Genomic DNA, 17650 nt, shown 5'->3' with positions numbered 1-17650 from the left:
TCTACCTGCAGTCGCCTTTATAGCGCTGCCGTAGGCGTTACCGTCATCCAACGCGCCTTTTCGAGAAGGTCCCAGCTGGGAGATCTCGATCACGAAGGCGCAACGGTATGTCCATTTTTCCTGCTCAGCGGCTGCTGGTCCGCTCGACACACTGCCTTGGCAAGCGCGCTCTTGCCAAGATGCATGCTGTCCTGCCGCTCACAGCCAGGCTCCCCGTCCGCCTTTCTCAACAAGCACCTGAAAGGCAAAATCCATGAAAATGACTGGCAACACAATCCTCGTCACCGGCGGCACCAGCGGTATCGGCCGCGCGTTGGCCGAGGCTTTCCACACGCGCGGCAACCGCGTCATCATCACAGGGCGGCGGCAGTCGCTGCTCGATGAAATCACGGCAGGCCGGCCGGGTTTGTTCGGCATGTCGCTCGATGTCACCGACCAAGCTTCGCTCTCTCGCCTCACCGCTGACATCCGTGCCCATTTCCCCGACCTCAACATGCTCATCGCCAATGCCGGCATTTCGCGGGCAGAAGATATGACCGCCGACGGTTGGGATGCCTCAGATGCCGAGGCGATCATCGAGACCAACATCCTGGGCATCTTGCGTGTGACAGCCGCGCTGCTGCCGACGTTGAAGGGGCAAACCAACACGACGATCATAGCTACCAGTTCGAACCTTGCCTTCGTACCTCGGGCCGACTTCCCTGCCTATTGTGCCAGCAAGGCATTCCTGCACTCCTGGTTGCAATCGCTGCGGCATCAGCTCCGCAATGTGCCTGTGGAAGTGCTCGAACTCGCGCCGCCCTATGTGCAAACGCAACTTACAGGCGTCCGGCAAGCGACCGATCCACGCGCCACGCCCGTCGATGTCTATGTCTCGGAGGTGATGCATCTGCTGGAACAGGAGGAGCATCCCAGAGGTGAAGTGCTGGTCGAACGCGACCGCGCGCGGCGGTGGGCCGAACGCGATGGCCTCTACGAAGCAACCTTCGCAGCCATGAATCCCACTTAACAGCGGGACGGTGCGAGGTACCTTCTCGCCTGACGCCAGGAGCGGGAAGAATGCTGATCGACATACAGCCGGGCCGTTGGTCCGGCTTGTTGTCGATTACCACTCGTGCGCCGCTGCGCCGACCAGCGCCCATCCAACGGTTGCAGGCGCGAGAAAGGCAGGCCGCAAAAGTAATATTCACATTTGTTCAGCTCTTAGCCAGCGCTTCAGCGCTCCGATGTCGCCATCGCCCACCGCATGGGCGACGCGCCGGCCAACTGCTGCACCGAACTTGTAGCCGTGACCGGAACAGGCCGAAACAATCAGGCATTTGCCTTTTTCGCGCGCCAGGAATTTCTCGTCGGCGGTGAAGGTGTAGGCGCAGGTCACGACGTCGGTGACCCGGTATTCCTTGATGCGGGCGATCGGCGGCGAAAACCGATCGCGGATCTGTTCGCCCTCCCCCGGTATCGGCACCCGGTTCCTGTCAGCATCGTCGGTCGGCACCTTGTGCAGACCCGAGCCGAACTTCATACCGGCACCGCGCGTCAGCGGAATCATGTAGCCGTCGGTCTTGCCGCCGACATCGAGGATGATGGGCGCGGCTTCCCAGGCAGATCGAAGGTCGGCAGGTGGTTCCACATAGGCGAGCGCGGTGCGATAAGTCTTCAACTCATCGCCCAGTTCCGGAAACAGCTTCAGAACCCAGGCTCCGGCGGTGACGATCACGCGGTCTGCATGCAGGCTCTCGCCATTGGCGAGCGTCACCCGTCCGGCTTCGGCGTCTACCGCGACCACCTTGGAATTTTCGCGCACATCGGCGCCGTGCGCACGCAGCCATTTCGCCAGCCCCGCCGCGATCTTGCGGCAATGCAGCGCGCCACCGTCCGGTGAAAAATAGGCATAACGAAAGGTGCCGGCTTCCAGGAAGGGCCAGCGCTCAACCGCAGCGTCGGGCGTCAGAAGTTCGATCGGCCAGCCGCCAGCCTCCATGCCTTCCCGATATTCTTCCGCCTCGTCGCCCGGTTCACGCGAGACACACAGGAAACCGCGATGATCGAGATGGTCTTCGCCGACGTCGCTCCACAATTCTTCCCAGGCGGCATAGGCCTCGCTGATCAGTTGGCCATAACCTGTGTCCGCACGATAGGCGCGACGAATGATGCGATGATGATCTCCCGAAGCAGCCAACGGATTAGGAATAGGCCCTTGTTCCAGAAGGATGACGCTGTGTCCGGCCTTGATCAGCGACCATGCTGTTGAGAGGCCGGCAATGCCGGCGCCGACGACGATGACGTTCATATTGGCAACAGTCCTCTCATGCGGGAAGGTAACATCAGTTCACAACCCCGGGGCGTTTCTTGCAACATCGTCTTGTCCGCATCGACTGTTCCGAAATCACCGATTTGCACGGTCTTTTTGCCGAAACCTTTGGCTTCCCAGATTTTTACGGCCACAACTGGGATGCCTGGATCGATTGCATGTCGCATCTGGACGAACCAGATGCTGGCCTTTCGACCATCCATGTGGAAAAAGGCGGCATCGTCGTCATTCAGTTGGAACAGGCTGAGGCGCTCAAACGCAACCAACCGGATTTGCTCGTTGCCTTGTGCGAAAGCGCGGCCTTCGTGAACTGGCGACGCATCGAGGCCGGCGGTGATCCGATACTGTGCCTTTCCTTTGCAAGCTGAGACAGACTTATGCCGACCAAGCCAGCCTATCTCTCATTCGACCGGGCCAGCCGCCATGTCAGCCTCGACCCACACGAGCCGGCGTTTGTACAGGATCCTTATGATGCCTATGCCTGGCTGCACGCCAACAGCCCGGCCTTTTTCTGGAAGGAATTCGGCTTCTGGTGCGTAGGCGGCTACGACACGGTCAACGGCCTGCTGCGCGACCGCCGATTCGGCCGTCAGAACCCGGCCGGCATTCCAGACAGCCGTGGCCTCGACCAGGATCGCAGCCATTTGACCGCCTTCGACACCATCGAAGCCAACTCCATGCTGGAGTTGGAGCCACCAGTGCACACAAGGCTGCGCACGCTGGTCAACCGTGCCTTCGTCTCGCGCCAGGTGGAGCGGCTGCGGCCACGCGTGGAAGCGCTAGCGAACGAACTGATCGATCGTTTCGAGCCCGGCGAACCGGTGGACCTTTTGCCCTCCTATGCCGCGCCGTTGCCGATCACCATCATCGCCGAGATGCTCGGCGTGCCAGTCGAGATGGGGCCGCAATTGCTCGCCTGGTCGCACCAGATGGTCGCCATGTACATGCACGGCCGCACCCGCGAGACCGAGGATACGGCCAACCGAGCGGCGCGCGAATTCGCCGATTTCCTGCGTGGCTACGTCGCCGAACGGCGCAAGCAGCCAGGCGACGATCTGCTGTCGCTGCTGATCTCTGCCCAGGAAGACGGCCAGAAACTGACGGAAGACGAACTGATTTCCTCAACCATTCTGCTGCTCAATGCCGGCCATGAGGCAACCGTGCACCAGACCGGTAACGCCGTGCGCTCGATCCTGGTCCAGGGCGGCGATCCCCGCCGCTTCTTCACGTCGCCGGAGGCGACCGCTGCAACTGTCGAGGAATGCCTGCGTTACGACGCACCGCTGCACATGTTCACCCGCTACGCCTATCAGGAGATCGAGGTTGTACCGGGAGTGATCATAAAGCCGAACGAGCAGATCGGCCTTTTGCTCGGCATGGCCAATCGCGACCCTGCCGCCTATGCGGGGCCCGGCGCCTTCGATCCACAGCGCGGCGACCAGAAAAATGTCTCCTTTGGTGCCGGCATCCATTTCTGCATCGGAGCGCCATTGGCCAGACTGGAACTGCAGATCTCGTTGAAGACGCTGTTCGAGCGCCTGCCGACGCTGCAGTTCGCCGAGGAGCCACAATTTCGCGACACCTACCACTTCCACGGGTTGGAGAAACTCAGCGTTCGCACCTGAACCCTCCTCGCATAGGCACTGTGTGAAGTTGCGCACGCCGGGGCTGCCGTTCCGTGCTATTCTGCGCTTTTCGCAGGCATTGTTTCGCATCGTACGTCTCGATGAGGGTGAGCGTGCACCATGCGGCAGGACAAGTATCTGCTCGGCCGTGGTCCGGCAGAGCAAGCAAGGCTGAAGCGGCAGATCGCCAACCTGGCTCCGGATTCCGACGCGCATCTCGAACGCGTCGGCATCAAGCCGGGTGAGCGGGTGATCGATCTCGGCTGCGGCCCGGGTGGCGTGCTTCACCTGCTCGGCAAGCGGGTCGGTGTGACTGGTTCGGTACTCGGTCTCGAGCGCAGCCCGCATTTCGTCGATATGGCGCGCCGCTTCGTGGCCGATCATGCGCTCCCACAAGTCGAAGTGCGTGAGGGCAATGCCTACGACACGGGATTGGAACGCGGCTCGTTTGACGGCGCACATATGCGACTGGTCCTGGTCAATGTGCCGGAGCCGCATCGCATCGTACGCGAGATGGTAGCGCTGGTGCGGCCGGGCGGCTGGATCGCCAGCTTCGAGGCGGATTTCGTCGCCCATTTCTGCGATCCGCCGCTACCAGCCTGGGAGCGGCTGCTGAATGCCTACGTCGCTTATTCAGAAGCGCAAGGCATCGATCTGTTCATTGGTCGTCGCTCGCATCGCCTGTTCCGCGAAACGGGCCTCACCAACATACACGTCGATGCCGTCTACCATGTCTATCCGCCCGGACACGACCGCCGGCCAATGCTCCACGAATTCATCAACAACGTGCGCGACAAGATGATCGACCAAGGCTTCGTCGCACAGGATGACCTCGAAACAGACATGGCCGCGCTTGAGACCCATCTGGCGAACCCTGACGTTCTGGTCACCTCGCACACCTTCTTCAGGCTGTCCGGCCGAGTGCCGGGATAAGTGACGGCGTCAGAGCTTGATGACGTATTCCTTGCGAGTCGTTTCAAGCACTTCCCAGCTTCCCTTGAAGCCGGGTCTGAGCACGAAACTGTCGCCGGCACGTACGGTGCGCACCTCGCCACCCTCCTCCGCGATCACGGAGACGCCAGCGAGGATGTGGCAGAACTCCCATTCGTCATAGGCGATGCGCCATTTGCCTGGCGTCGATTCCCAGATGCCGGCGTAGAGGATGCCGTCGCGTTCCTCGGCATTCCAGGTGCGGAATTTCGGATCGCCCGAGACCAGGCGATCCGGTGCCGGCGCGCCATGCTCCGGCTCGATGCCATCGGTGGAAACGGTGAGGAATTTCGGCTCGCTCATGAAAAAGGCTCCGGTCTGATCCGGAGCCTTCTGTGCCATGCCGTTCAGACTTTGGCGAGCGCCTGTTCGAGATCTGCGACGATGTCATTGACGTCCTCGATGCCGACCGAGAGACGCACCGTGTCCGGCCCGGCACCGGCTGCAACCTTCTGCTCGTCGGAAAGCTGGCGATGAGTGGTCGAGGCTGGGTGAATGACCAGTGACTTGGTATCGCCGATGTTGGCGAGATGCGAGAACAGCTCCAGCGCCTCGACGAATTTCACGCCGGCGTCATAGCCGCCCTTGAGACCGAAGGTGAATGCCGCGCCGGCGCCCAGCGGCGAATACTTCTTCTGCAGTGCGTTGTTCTTGTCCGTAGGCAGGCCTGGATAGGATACCCAGGACACTTTCGGATGGTTCGCGAGCCAGGCCGCCACCGTGGCGGCATTGTCGCAATGGCGCTGCATGCGCAGTGGCAGAGTTTCCAGACCGGTCAGGATCAAGAAAGCGTTGAAGGGGGAGATCGCCGGACCGAAATCACGCAGGCCGAGCACCCGGGTTGCAATAGCAAAGGCGAAATTGCCGAAGGTCTCGTGCAGCACCATGCCGCCATATTCGGGGCGCGGCTCGGACAGCATCGGATATTTGCCGGATTTAGACCAGTCGAAGGTGCCACCATCGACAATGACGCCGCCGATGGAGTTGCCGTGACCGCCGATGAACTTGGTCAGGGAATGCACGACGATATCAGCGCCATGCTCGATCGGCCGCATTAGATAAGGTGTGGCCAGCGTGTTGTCGACGACCAGCGGAATGCCATGCTTTCGAGCGATGTCGCCCAGTTTTTCGATGTCGACGAATTCACCGTTCGGGTTCGCCAGGCTCTCGGCGAAGATGAATTTGGTGTTGTCGTCTATCTGCTTTTCGAAGGTCGAGATGTCATTGGTGTCGCCCCAGCGCACCTCCCAGCCGAAATTCTTGAAGGCATGGCCGAACTGGTTGATCGAGCCGCCATAGAGCCGGCGCGCGGCGACGAAGTTCTCGCCGGATTTCAGCAACGTATGCGCGATGAGAAGCTGTGCGGCATGGCCTGATGCCACGGCAAGCGCGGCCGTGCCGCCTTCGAGGGCAGCGACGCGCTCTTCCAGCACCGCCTGGGTCGGGTTCATGATGCGGGTGTAGATGTTGCCGAAAGCCTTCAGGCCGAACAGCGAAGCAGCATGGTCGGCATCGTCGAAGACATAGGACGTGGTTTGATAGATCGGCGTGGCGCGAGCGCCCGTGGCCGGATCGGGTTTGGCGCCGGCGTGAACCGCGAGCGTGTTGAAACCGGGTGCGCGCTGGCTCATCGTAAACCTCCTCAAATCGCCCAAAAAATCGCCGGGCATTCTTGGGCGAGCCGCGCGTCGAATGCAAAGAAGATTTTGCCTGCCCAGCGCTATTTTTCAAACCCACAGCCAAAGTTTCGGCAAAACCGTGGAAAATTGTTGCTCGCTACTTCTGGCGAACCCCAAAACTCTGGAAACCTTGGCGCATGATGGGCTTCTTGGAGGAAAGCACGCCGGAATTGACGCCGTTCCAGCCGATCTCACCAGAGAGACGGCCATACTCGATCTTGGGGCAGCGATTCATCACCACCTTGATGCCCGCAGCCTCCGCCTTTGCTGCCGCTTCGTCATGGCGCACGCCGAGCTGCATCCAGATCACCTTGGGCAAGGGGTTAAGCGCCAGAGCCTCGTCGACGATGCCCGGCACAGCGGCCGGCGCGCGGAAGATGTCGACCATGTCCACCGGCTCAGGAATATCGGCCAGCCTGGCATAGGTCATGCGGCCGAGGATTTCCTTGCCGGCCTGACCCGGATTGATCGGAAACACCGAAAAGCCTTTGGCAAGCATGTATTTAAGCACGAACCAGCTCGGCCGGACGTCATTGGCGGAAGCACCGACCATGGCGATAGTCTTCACCGAATTCAGGATGCCGGCGATGTAGGCATTGTCGTAGGCGTCGTGGTTCATGCGGCATCCGGTGCGAAACGATAATGATAGCTGTAGAGCTCGGTGTTGAAGCCCAAAGCCCGGTAAACGGCAAGGGCTGGATGGTTGTCGGCCACAACCTGCAGGCAGGCCTTGTCGGCGCCTGCATCGCGCGCCCAATTCATCAGCGCTCCGACCGTGCGTCTGGCCAGCCCCTTGCCACGATGATCCGGATGGGTAGCGACGGATTCCACCACCAGCATGCCGTGGCAGAGCACACCATAGGCGATCGAGGCCGTACGCCCGCCAGCGCGCAACGAGGCAAAAGCCTTGGGCATGCCGATCGCGGCCACCATGTCTCGGAAGATCAACGGATCCTTCGCCAGACGGTCGCGCAGGTCGAACCAGTTCTCGGTTGGTTCGGTCGTCACGACAGTGCCTTCGGAATAAAGGGGCGGTCGGGCCGCCAACAAAGCCAGCAACGTCAGCGTATTTGCCTGTGTGGTGTAGCCGCGCCGGTCAAGTTCGGCCGAAATCTCGCGTGTGAAATCGGTGAGACGGAAGACCGGCACCTGGCGGAAGTCGCGATAGAACGTTTCGATCCTGTCGATGAGAGCTGCATTGCAATGGCGCTCGCCTGCCAGCGGATTGGCAGAATTGGTCCGGCGGATGCCACCGCCGGACCGGCGCAGCAACCAGCCGTTGGCGACTTGTTCCACCACCGCGGGCCAAGCCTGACGACAGGCCTCCTCGACGTGCCAGACGGTGTTGGGCTGGATGTCGAGAACGAGGCCCTGGCTCATGCGCTAAAAATGCCCGGAGTTTCGATGTAAGCGACATGGCCAAATGGCCGCGTCATTCGTCCTTCCATTCCGGCTGCCGTTTGCCGATGAAGGCGCCTATGCCCTCCTCGGCGTCACGCGCCAGCATGTTCTCCACCATCACACGGCCGGCGTAGTCGTAAGCGTCCGAAAGCCCCATCTCAGCCTGCGCGTAGAAGGCCTCCTTACCAGTACGGATCGTCAAAGACGATTTGGAAGCAATGGTTTGCGCGTATTTGGTCACGACCTGATTCAGGTATTCACGCGGCACGATGCGGTTGACCAAACCGAATTCCTTGGCAGTCGCGGCATCGATGGTCTCGCCGGTCAAAAGCATTTCCATGGCCTGCTTGCGCGAGACATTGCGCGAAAGCGCCACCATCGGTGTCGAGCAGAACAGGCCGATGTTGACGCCCGGCGTGCAGAATGTCGCCTCGTGCGAAGCCAGCGCCAAGTCGCAACTTGCAATGAGTTGGAGGCCAGCGGCCGTCGCGAGCCCGTCGACCACCCCGATCACCGGCTTGGGGTGCCGCACAATGGTCTGCATAAGAGCGGAGCACGCGGCGAAGGTCTTTTCGAAAAAGGCCCTGCCCCGGTCGCTATCATTGCGATGCGCGGTGAGTTCCTTGAGGTCATGTCCGGCGCAGAACACCTTGCCGGATGCGGCTAGCACTATGACGCGCACTGACCGGTCTTGGCGCAGCCGGTCGAATTCAGCCTGCAAGGCAGCCATGACCGCCAGCGACAGGGCATTTGCAGGCGGGCTGGCCAGCGTGATGCGGGCAATGCCGTTGGCCTGTTCGGCCAGCACCGGCCCAAGGGGTTCGGTTGTCTTGATGGCGAGGATTTCGGCCACTTCGTTGATCTCCGCTGCTCGACGATCCAGCCGTCGGATTCGTTCTCTATGGAACAAAAGAACTAGCACGCTGCCAATTGAAGGAAAGGCTTCGAGCATGCTTTCTGACCTACGGTGACCATAACAGGCGCAAGGCGAAAGCCGAAGCACCACGACAGTGAACGGACCATGCCATGCCGATACAGGACGATCTCGAGCCGGTTCTGACAGCCGACGAAGCGAACGTGCTGTTGAGATCGGTCTACCCACAGCTCAACAGCGATTACCTCGCCTATGAGGCAATCGACATCTTTCCCGGCGGCTGCACGGTTCGCCTCAATGCGGACGAGCGGCACTTGCGCCCCGGCGGTACGATCTCCGGCCCCTGCCTGTTCACATTGGCCGACATCGGCGGTTATGTCTGCGTGCTTTCCCACGCCGGACCGGACGCACTGTCGGTCACCACCAATCTCAACATCAATTTCATGCGCAAGGCTGAAGCAGGCCCAGTTCTAGGCCACTGCCGCATTTTGAAACTGGGCAAAAGCCTGATGGTCTACGACATCGATATCGTCTCCGGCGCGACGGGCCATACCGTCGCTCAGGCAACCGGTACCTATTCGATCCCACCCAGGCGCTGATCGCGGTCAGTCGAGAACCGCCACTTTCAAATCGGCGAGGCTTTCGCGATCTGCCACGGCTTCGATGCCAATGATACGATCGCCCTTCAGCGTCACACGCAGAACCAGCAGCGTCTTGCCGCCAGCTTCCACCAGGACACCGAGGGCGCCGTCGAGCGTAGCCGGTTTCGCACCGTGCGCTCGGCCCTGGAAGTGGCCTGCGACCGCCTCCGGTCCACGCAGCTCGGCCTCGGACCCCAATCGCGTCGCTGCTTCATCGGCCCGGAACACGACGTCAGGATCGAGAATGGACAGCAGCGCTCCGAAATTGCCGTCGCGCGAGGCGGCGAGAAAGGCCTCAATCACTCTGCGTTGGCGGGCGCGATCTGCTTCCGGAGAGACGGAGGTGCCCTGCACGCGCTGGCGAGCCCGGCTGGCGAGCTTGCGCGTGGCATCAGCAGTGCGGCCCACAATCGGGGCAATGTCATCGAAGGGCAGATCGAACATGTCGTGCAACACGAAGGCGACCCGCTCGGCGGGGCCAAGCGTCTCCAGGACGACCAACATGGCCAGTCCGACGGAATCTGCCATGGCGAGCTGGTATTCCGGATCATAGGAGGCGGTTCCGGCGTCGGACGGCAGGCCGGACCCGACATCCCCCATAGGTTCTTCGCGACGCAATTTGCGTGAGCGCAGCATGTCCAGGCAGATGCGAGCCACCACGGTTCGCAGCCAGCCGCCAAGGTTCTCGACATCACCTACGTCGGTCCGGTTCAGCCGCAGCCACGCTTCCTGCACGGCATCCTCGGCTTCGGCGCGCGAACCGAGCATGCGGAAGGCGACGGCCCTCAGATGAGCGCGATTTGCCTCGAACTGGCCTGCCAGAATCTTTTTTTCGTCCATCGGTCACATTCCCTGTCTGCCGTGCGTCAAGCCGATGACGAACGAAATCCGGCCGATGTGACCAACAGGCGCCGGAATCGTCGTGAGCCCGATCTAACACGGAGATGAAAGCCATGCAGGCGAGAATGAAAAACCCCGTCTTTGTTATTCCGGAGGCAATGCAGGCGCTGACCGCGCTCAACAAGGCCACGGAAAAGAGCGGCCTTTCCGAGGTCACCACCAAGCTGGTCCATCTGCGTGCCAGCCAGATCAACGGCTGCAGCGTTTGCGTGGACATGCATGCGCAGGAATTGAAGAAGGCTGGCGAGACCGACCGCCGCATCTTCGCGGTTGCGGCCTGGCGCGACACGCCGTTCTTCAACGACGCCGAGCGAGCAGCACTCGCTTTGACCGAGGCCGTTACGCGCATTGCCGACCGTTCGGACGCTGTGCCGGATAATGTCTGGAACGAAGCCGCCAAATACTACGACGAAAAGGCCATATCCGGGCTGCTCCTGCAGATCGCGCAGATCAATGTGTGGAACCGGCTGAACGCCAGCGTGCGTCAGGTGGCGGGCGCTGCCTGGAATTGAGTGAGACACGCATTTGAAGGCCGGGCAAAAATGCTCCGGCCTTCAAAGCCGCTATTTGTTACGCTGCCTGGACATAGGCCAATATCCGAGTGGTGATTGCGGTCAAGAACACGCCAATCGCGGGGGCTTCGCGCAGAGAACCTGGTGACCCCAAATGGCGCAAAATGCCGCTGATCCAGTCCACAGGAATGTGGTAAAATAATACCTTTTGCATAAGCTATTGTTTTTTAATGAATTTTCACGGAGAACTCCACCTTTCATCGCTTGACGACATCCATCCTCTCTCCTATAAGCCCACGCAAAGCAGCGGCCCGCAAAGGCCGCCGTTTTGTTATTGGCGGCGGGCCGAGGCCGGCCGGCAATGAAAGCAACAAGAAACGCCTTCTCCTGAAGGTCCGAAACGAAAGCATGTAACCATGGCAACCTTTTCGCAGAAGCCTGCGGACGTGGTGAAGAAGTGGGTGCTGATCGACGCCGAGGGTCTCGTCGTCGGCCGTCTGGCATCGCTCGTCGCCAACATCCTCCGCGGCAAGAACAAGCCCACCTTCACGCCCCATGTCGACGACGGTGACAATGTCATCATCATCAATGCCGACAAGGTCGTTCTCACCGGCAAGAAGTACACCGACAAGGTCTACTACTGGCACACCGGTCACCCCGGCGGCATCAAGGAGCGCACTGCGCGCCAGCTGCTCGAAGGCCGCTTTCCCGAGCGCGTCCTCGAGAAGGCCGTTGAACGCATGATCCCGCGCGGTCCGCTCGGCCGTCGCCAGATGAAGAATCTCCGCGTCTATGCAGGCGCCGAGCATCCGCACACCGCCCAGCAGCCTGTGACGCTCGACGTCGGCGCGCTGAACGCCAAGAACAAGAGGGCTTGATTATGGCTGAGCTTTCCTCGCTCGCAGAACTCGGTTCGGTCGCGCAGACCGCGCAGCCGGCCGCTCCGGTCCATGTCCAGAAGCTCGACAAGTCGGGCCGCGCCTATGCCACCGGCAAGCGCAAGGACGCCATCGCCCGCGTCTGGGTGAAGCCCGGCTCCGGCAAGATCACCGTCAACGACAAGGAATTCGGCGCTTACTTCGCGCGTCCGGTCTTGCAGATGATCCTCAACCAGCCGATCATCGCGGCCAACCGCGCCGGCCAGTACGACATCGTCGCCACGGTTACCGGCGGTGGTCTCTCCGGCCAGGCCGGTGCGGTGCGTCACGGCATTTCGAAGGCACTCACCTACTACGAGCCGGCGCTGCGCTCCGTGCTCAAGAAGGGTGGCTTCCTGACCCGCGACAGCCGTACCGTCGAGCGCAAGAAGTACGGCAAGGCCAAGGCCCGCCGCAGCTTCCAGTTCTCGAAGCGCTAAGCGTTTCGCGGGATCGGAATCGAAAGGCCGCCTCCGGGCGGCCTTTTTGCTTTTGTCGACAATAACCGGAGCAGTGCCGCCTCGTGCACCTAACTGGTCAATTGATGCTTGCCGTCGTCGTCGGCACTTCGGGCCGCCTTTCGCCGTAAGGTACGCGATAACCCTTGGCAGCCAGCCACTCGATCGCGGCGCGGGGCTCGTCGGTCTGGATGATGGTGGCGCCGCGTTCGGCCCAGAAGCCCCAGCTTTCAGCGGGCATGCCAGCAGCAACGGCCAGTTCATCGCCACGGCCGCCGGCGAGGAACCCACCCGGCTTGTTGAGGATGGCATAGGTGTTCGCCCATAGATGCCAGCCGCCGCGCACGGCGGCTGCGCGCATGCGGGTCGAAAACAGCGCGCCGCCGGTTTCGGTCAGCGTTTCAGCGCCATTGCGCCAATTGATCAGTTCCATCGCATGGGAATTGAAGGTACGGGCAACCTTCTCGACGAAAGCCGCATCGCGGACAGCATCGTCGGCGATAATCGGCATGAACTGAAAGCCTCTGCCCGCCGCCTTCAGCGCGGCTCCCACTTCTCTGATGCGGGCGTCGTTCCAGATGTTCTCCTTCACCACAACCTGCTCGGCCATGCCAAGCGCCTTCGCCTCGGCGATGATCCCCGGCAGCGCCTCGGTGCCAAGCTTGTTGTCGACATTGACCAGGATGCGGCCGCGGGTGACAGCGAGCAATTCGGCGAGCGTCGAGACGGTTTCACTTGTTTGGATGCGACCAGCCTCGACCACCAGCCGACAGCTTCTGAGTTCCACCAACGTGCGCTCGGCAGCCTCGCCTTTGCAAATTGTGGTTCGGTCGAGCCAGCTATCATGCATGACGATGAGGGCGCCATCCTTGGAACGGCGCACATCGGCCTCGATCATCTCCGCGCCGGCCGCAATCGCATCCTCGACCGCAGCAAGCGAATTCTCCGGGAAGCGAGATTTGGCGCCTTGCAGGCCACCGGCGCGATGGGCGACGACCATGACATGATCGCGCCATTGATTGGCGTGCTGCAGACGGTCGAGGATGAGTGCCGTACGATCTTGCGCCGCGGCAACACCGAGCGTCATCGTCAGCATCGCGGCCAGTGCCGCGCCGAGCCGTGCCATCCGCATTGAGAATCGCTCCGTGCCGGATCAGTCGGCGCCGCTCATAGCGGTCCGGCATGACGGCGGCGTGAACGAAGCCGGCTTGCAAAGGACAACGATCAGAGCGCCGCGCGGCCCTTCGGACGCGCAAAGGACGCTCTAACACTTTGAATCCACGCATCGTGCTTTCCGAAATCGATTCCGATTTTCAGGCCGATGCGCTAGGGCGTGATGAGACGCTCTCGACCACCGGGTTCCACCATCCTGAGTCTGGTTTCAGCCCCGTCTGCGTCGAGGATGACATAACTTTGGTCGTCGCCGCCGACAAAGCTCAGTCCGGCACCGGTCGGGGACGCACCGATCTTCACCGCAGGCTGGCCGTTGGGCTGCATCAACCGCAGCAAGGCCGTTTCGGTCACACCGTCGCCTGGAGGCTGGATGGTGATGGTAGCGCGCAACCGCCCTTCACCATCCACGATCTCTAGTCCGCTGCCTCGCAAGATGCCCGGCTCGCCTTGCGCCACCGCCGGCAACACCCGGCCGAGCACGAGCCCGTTCAGCAAAAGGAGATTGGTCATAGTCAAGGCCGTCAGAACCATTTCGCGCTTCATTGCTGTTCCTCCCATCGCCATGGCCGGGTGAGAATAAGCGCTCTTCGTGGCCGAGCGATGAGGAATGAACGCTTCCTCGCGTGGTGATCATCCTGCCCAATAAAAAACCCCGGCCTGAGCCGGGGTTCTTCGAATGCATCATGCCAAGTCCGCCAAGCGGATAAGGCAATTACTGCGCCGTCTTGGCCTTCTCCTGCTCTTCCTTGAGCTTCTTGGAGAAGTCCTGATTGTTCTTATTGACGAACTCCTGCAGCTTCTTCTGGCGATCCTCCAGATCCGACTGCTGCATGGCCGGGCCGTCGAAAGCGGTGCCGAAGCCAGTCAGCGGAATCTTGATCGGGTTCGGCTGGTTCTGGAAATTGATCGAGGTCAGCGTGATCTGCTGGCCCTTCTTGAAGGAGGTGACGAGCTGATCGGTCAGTGGCACCTCGGCAACGCAGCGGTCAGGGAAGCAGATGACATAGTCGAGCTTCTGCGGCTTGCCGTTGTCGACCTGCAGGCCGATGCCGGGAGGAACCAGACGGCCGGTCGGCACTGTGACCTGGAATACCTTGCGGTTCACCTTGCCGCGCAGGTCGATCAGGCTGACGCCGGTGAGCAACTGGCCGTTGCCTGCGGTCTGGATGTTCTGCACGTTGCAGATGTCGACGTCTTCCTGCTTGGTGCAGGCCTTGAACCAACCCTGCGGGATCTGCTGCTGAGCAGAAGCAGCCGGAACGCCTGCACCCAGGATGCCGACAACGCCAGCGGCCATGAGCGAAAGACGATGAGCTTTGCTGTTCAGGCTCTTCATATGATGAACTTCCTCTACCTTGATCCCCGTAGCGGCCTTCAGACCTTGGCGTGCTACCTCTTGCCCAAATGAGGCAACAGAATGACTTCGCCCGGCGTGTTACACTGGCATTGTTCCTGAATCCAGTCCAATCGCGGCATTTCTTGACTATGGCCACGGTACGGCCACAGCTCATGCTAGGTTGCGTCTCGAATCACACATTCCGTTCGAGGATACGGCATGAGCCGCTCGTTTTACTGGCTGACCGCCGCGCTTCTCCTGGCTAGCAGCCCATCGGCCTTGGCTGAGCCTAAGCACGGCATCGCCATGCAGGGCGAGCCGAAATTGCCAGCCGGCTTCACGCATTTTCCCTACGCGAACCCTGACGCCCCGAAGGGTGGAAACGTAACCTATTGTGTGGTCGGGTCCTTCGACAATCTCAACCCGTTCATCATCAAGAGTTTGCGCACGACGGCGCGCGGAATGATCGACACCATCTACGGCAACCTCGTCTTCGAACCGCTGATGCAGCGCAATTTTGACGAGCCCTTCGGTCTTTATGGCCTGCTTGCCGACAGCGTCGACATGGATCCGGAGCGCAAATGGATCGAGTTTCACATCGACCCCAAGGCCAAATGGTCGGACGGACAGCCAGTGACTCCGGAAGACGTGCTGTTCACCTATGACGTCTTCACCGAAAAGGGCCGTCCGCCCTATTCGGATCGCATGAAGCGGGTGGAGAAGCTTGAAAAGACCGGCGAGCGCAGCGTGCGCTTCACCTTCAACGAGCTGTCGGACCGCGAATTCCCACTGATCATCGCGATGACGCCTATCATCCCGAAACATGCCTTCGACAAGGACACGTTCGACAGGACGACCTTGAAACCGTTGATCGGTTCGGGCCCGTATACGGTCGACAAGGTGGTTCCCGGCCAACGCATCATCTTCAAGCGCAATCCGGATTATTGGGGCAAGGATGCCCCCTCCAAACGGGGCTTCGACAATTTCGATCGCATCACGATCGAATATTTCCTCAATTCCAACGCCCAGCTTGAAGCATTCAAAAAGGGAATCTGCGCTGTCAACATGGAGACCGACCCGGTCAAACGCGAGCGCGACATGGATTTCCCCGCCTTCAAGCGGGGCGAAGTCGTGGCAGAAACGTTCAAGAGCGGCATTCCACCGGTCGTCACTGGCTTCCTGTTCAACACCCGCCTGCCGAAATTCGCGAATGTCGAGGTGCGCCACGCACTCGGCATGCTCTACGACTTCGAATGGGCCAACAAGAACCTTTTCAACAACCGCTACGCGCGCCTGAAGAGCTTCTGGCAGGATTCGGAACTTTCGGCGCTCGGCCATCCCGCCAGCGACAAGGAAAAGCAGCTTTTGGCACCTTATCCCGGTCGTGTGCCTGCCGATGTCATGGACGGCACCTGGCTGCCACCGGTCACGGACGGCAGCGGCCAAGACCGCAAGGTGCTCAAGACGGCTTTCGAGATATTGAAGGGCCAAGGCTACCATATTGAAAATGGTCAGATGCTCGACCCGCAAGGTGAACCTTTCGCTTTCGAAATCCTCACCTCTTCACAGGACGAAGAACGCCTCGCTTCGCTCTATCAGCGCACGCTGGGCAAGATCGGCATCGCCGTCTCGATCCGTTCGCTCGACGGCGACCAGATCCAGTCACGCAAGCAACGCTACGATTTCGACGTCCTGATCGGCGCCAGCGGCTTCAACAATTCTCTGTCGCCCGGCATCGAACAGCGGTTCCGCTGGGGATCGGAAGCGGCGAAGGTCGATGGCTCGTTCAATCTGGCCGGCGTCGCCGAACCCGCGGTGGATGCCGCGATCAATGCGATGCTCAACGCGCGCACCAAGGAAGATTTCGTCGCCGCGGTGCGCGTGCTCGACAGGCTGCTGATCTCGGGCAACTATATGGTGCCGATGCAGTACAACCCCGATCAATGGGTCGCCTACTGGAAATATCTGGAGCATCCCAAGGTAACGCCGCTGTTCGGCTACCAGTTGCCGGTATGGTGGCGCAAACCGAACTGACCCTGGAGCGTTTCCGATTTTCCCGGACACGCGGAAACGCTCTAGTTCTTCGTTACGCAATCCCGGACGGAAAACCGCAACGCACTTTTCCTTGAATTTCTTTACCGCGAAAGGATGAAGCGATGAGCGAGACCCTGAGCATCGACGTGGTGTCGGATGTCGTCTGCCCCTGGTGCTTCCTTGGCCAGAAGCGGTTGCAGCATGCGATCGAAAGCCTGAAGGATGTGAGCGTCGAGGTCCGCTGGCGGCCGTTTCAGCTCGACCCGACCATCCCGCCGGAAGGCAAGGACCGCAAGGCCTACATGCAGGCCAAGTTCGGCGACGGCGACCGCTTGAAGCAGATCCATGCCAACCTCGTCTCGCTGGGCGCGGTGGAAGGCATTTCCTTCGACTTCGACGCCATCAAAGTGGCACCCAATACGCTGAACGCGCATCGCGTCATCCGCTGGGCGGGAACAGCCGGCGTCGCCGTCCAGAACAAGTTGGTCGAGCGATTGTTCGGCGCCTACTTCGAGCGTGGCGAGAACACAGGCGATCCAGATGTGTTGATCGAGGCAGCGCGCGAAGCTGGCATGGACGTCGCCATCGTCGAAACACTGCTGCCGACCGATGCGGACGCCGAAGCGGTGCGCGCCGAGATCGCGACTGCCTCGCGCATGGGCATCACCGGTGTGCCGTGCTTCCTGATCGAAGGGCGTTATGCGGTGATGGGCGCGCAGGATACGGAAACGCTCGCCGATGCGATCCGCCAAATAGCCGAAGCCAAGACACGCGGCGAGCTGGAAAAGGCCGATTAGCT

The 17650-nt window shown here is 60.9% G+C and carries 20 protein-coding genes; 10 read left to right on the top strand and 10 right to left on the bottom strand.

The window, feature by feature from the left end:
* Positions 1-253 precede the first annotated feature (253 nt).
* Entirely contained in the window at positions 254-1009 is a 756-nt protein-coding gene (locus tag ACFWXH_RS03885) for an SDR family oxidoreductase (RefSeq protein ID WP_379117694.1), read from the top strand.
* A 177-nt stretch (positions 1010-1186) separates the two neighbouring features.
* On the opposite strand, the gene ACFWXH_RS03880 is transcribed toward ACFWXH_RS03885, so the two are convergent.
* On the bottom strand, positions 1187-2290 hold the full coding sequence (locus ACFWXH_RS03880) for an NAD(P)/FAD-dependent oxidoreductase (protein ID WP_379117692.1): 1104 nt from the start codon (positions 2288-2290) through the stop codon (positions 1187-1189).
* A gap of 59 nt (positions 2291-2349) precedes the next feature.
* Between ACFWXH_RS03880 and ACFWXH_RS03875 the strand changes: the two genes are divergently transcribed.
* From ACFWXH_RS03875 to ACFWXH_RS03865, 3 genes are all read left to right on the top strand, one after another.
* Positions 2350-2679, top strand: coding sequence for a barstar family protein (locus tag ACFWXH_RS03875; RefSeq protein WP_379117690.1), 330 nt, complete (start codon positions 2350-2352; stop codon positions 2677-2679).
* A gap of 9 nt (positions 2680-2688) precedes the next feature.
* Positions 2689-3936: a cytochrome P450 gene (locus ACFWXH_RS03870; RefSeq protein ID WP_379117688.1), complete on the top strand. Its 1248-nt coding sequence runs from the start codon at positions 2689-2691 to the stop codon at positions 3934-3936.
* Positions 3937-4056: 120 nt separating this feature from the next.
* Positions 4057-4869: a methyltransferase domain-containing protein gene (locus ACFWXH_RS03865; RefSeq protein ID WP_379117685.1), complete on the top strand. Its 813-nt coding sequence runs from the start codon at positions 4057-4059 to the stop codon at positions 4867-4869.
* Positions 4870-4878: 9 nt separating this feature from the next.
* On the opposite strand, the gene ACFWXH_RS03860 is transcribed toward ACFWXH_RS03865, so the two are convergent.
* From ACFWXH_RS03860 to ACFWXH_RS03840, 5 genes are all read right to left on the bottom strand, one after another.
* Positions 4879-5229: a cupin domain-containing protein gene (locus ACFWXH_RS03860; protein WP_379117682.1), complete on the bottom strand. Its 351-nt coding sequence runs from the start codon at positions 5227-5229 to the stop codon at positions 4879-4881.
* Between the two features lie 44 nt (positions 5230-5273).
* Positions 5274-6557, bottom strand: a complete 1284-nt coding sequence (locus ACFWXH_RS03855) for an O-acetylhomoserine aminocarboxypropyltransferase (protein ID WP_379117680.1) — start codon at positions 6555-6557, stop codon at positions 5274-5276.
* Positions 6558-6702: 145 nt separating this feature from the next.
* Entirely contained in the window at positions 6703-7224 is a 522-nt protein-coding gene (locus tag ACFWXH_RS03850; protein WP_379117678.1) for a CoA-binding protein, read from the bottom strand.
* Entirely contained in the window at positions 7221-7985 is a 765-nt protein-coding gene (locus ACFWXH_RS03845; RefSeq protein ID WP_379117676.1) for a GNAT family N-acetyltransferase, read from the bottom strand. Before ACFWXH_RS03845 ends, ACFWXH_RS03850 begins: the two co-directional genes overlap by 4 nt.
* 52 nt (positions 7986-8037) lie before the next feature.
* The gene (locus ACFWXH_RS03840) at positions 8038-8859 is read right to left on the bottom strand and encodes an enoyl-CoA hydratase (protein ID WP_379117673.1); all 822 of its coding nucleotides are present in this window, start codon (positions 8857-8859) and stop codon (positions 8038-8040) included.
* Positions 8860-9032: 173 nt separating this feature from the next.
* Here ACFWXH_RS03840 and ACFWXH_RS03835 point away from each other — a divergent pair, with 173 nt between their 5' ends.
* The gene (locus ACFWXH_RS03835; protein WP_379117671.1) at positions 9033-9479 is read left to right on the top strand and encodes a PaaI family thioesterase; all 447 of its coding nucleotides are present in this window, start codon (positions 9033-9035) and stop codon (positions 9477-9479) included.
* A 6-nt stretch (positions 9480-9485) separates the two neighbouring features.
* Here ACFWXH_RS03835 and ACFWXH_RS03830 read toward each other — a convergent pair whose 3' ends face one another.
* Complete coding sequence (locus tag ACFWXH_RS03830) at positions 9486-10361, bottom strand: sigma-70 family RNA polymerase sigma factor (RefSeq protein ID WP_379117668.1); 876 nt, start codon at positions 10359-10361, stop codon at positions 9486-9488.
* Positions 10362-10474: 113 nt separating this feature from the next.
* On the opposite strand from ACFWXH_RS03830, the gene ACFWXH_RS03825 reads away from it, so the two are divergent.
* The 3 genes from ACFWXH_RS03825 to rpsI all read left to right on the top strand — a co-directional run bounded on the left by ACFWXH_RS03825 (position 10475) and on the right by rpsI (position 12290).
* Positions 10475-10933, top strand: a complete 459-nt coding sequence (locus tag ACFWXH_RS03825; protein ID WP_054308723.1) for a carboxymuconolactone decarboxylase family protein — start codon at positions 10475-10477, stop codon at positions 10931-10933.
* Between the two features lie 416 nt (positions 10934-11349).
* Complete coding sequence (gene rplM, locus ACFWXH_RS03820) at positions 11350-11811, top strand: 50S ribosomal protein L13 (RefSeq protein WP_054308724.1); 462 nt, start codon at positions 11350-11352, stop codon at positions 11809-11811.
* 2 nt (positions 11812-11813) lie between these two features.
* Entirely contained in the window at positions 11814-12290 is a 477-nt protein-coding gene (rpsI, locus tag ACFWXH_RS03815; RefSeq protein WP_054308725.1) for a 30S ribosomal protein S9, read from the top strand.
* 97 nt (positions 12291-12387) lie between these two features.
* Here the strand turns inward: rpsI and ACFWXH_RS03810 are convergent, their stop codons facing one another.
* The 3 genes from ACFWXH_RS03810 to ACFWXH_RS03800 form a co-directional block, all read right to left on the bottom strand.
* On the bottom strand, positions 12388-13440 hold the full coding sequence (locus tag ACFWXH_RS03810) for a glycerophosphodiester phosphodiesterase family protein (RefSeq protein WP_379117664.1): 1053 nt from the start codon (positions 13438-13440) through the stop codon (positions 12388-12390).
* A 194-nt stretch (positions 13441-13634) separates the two neighbouring features.
* A complete protein-coding gene (locus ACFWXH_RS03805; protein ID WP_379117662.1) occupies positions 13635-14024 on the bottom strand; it encodes a hypothetical protein in 390 nt (129 codons plus the stop codon).
* 169 nt (positions 14025-14193) lie between these two features.
* On the bottom strand, positions 14194-14817 hold the full coding sequence (locus ACFWXH_RS03800; protein ID WP_379117659.1) for an invasion associated locus B family protein: 624 nt from the start codon (positions 14815-14817) through the stop codon (positions 14194-14196).
* A gap of 219 nt (positions 14818-15036) precedes the next feature.
* Between ACFWXH_RS03800 and ACFWXH_RS03795 the strand changes: the two genes are divergently transcribed.
* On the top strand, positions 15037-16851 hold the full coding sequence (locus ACFWXH_RS03795) for an extracellular solute-binding protein (RefSeq protein ID WP_379117657.1): 1815 nt from the start codon (positions 15037-15039) through the stop codon (positions 16849-16851).
* A 122-nt stretch (positions 16852-16973) separates the two neighbouring features.
* Complete coding sequence (locus ACFWXH_RS03790; RefSeq protein ID WP_379117655.1) at positions 16974-17648, top strand: DsbA family oxidoreductase; 675 nt, start codon at positions 16974-16976, stop codon at positions 17646-17648.
* Positions 17649-17650: the final 2 nt, after the last annotated feature.

This window comes from Mesorhizobium sp. NPDC059054, from assembly GCF_042739215.1.
Classification (GTDB): domain Bacteria; phylum Pseudomonadota; class Alphaproteobacteria; order Rhizobiales; family Rhizobiaceae; genus Mesorhizobium.
The sequence above is the reverse complement of the archived record's forward strand: the minus strand, read 5'-3'. Positions and strand labels throughout refer to the sequence as shown.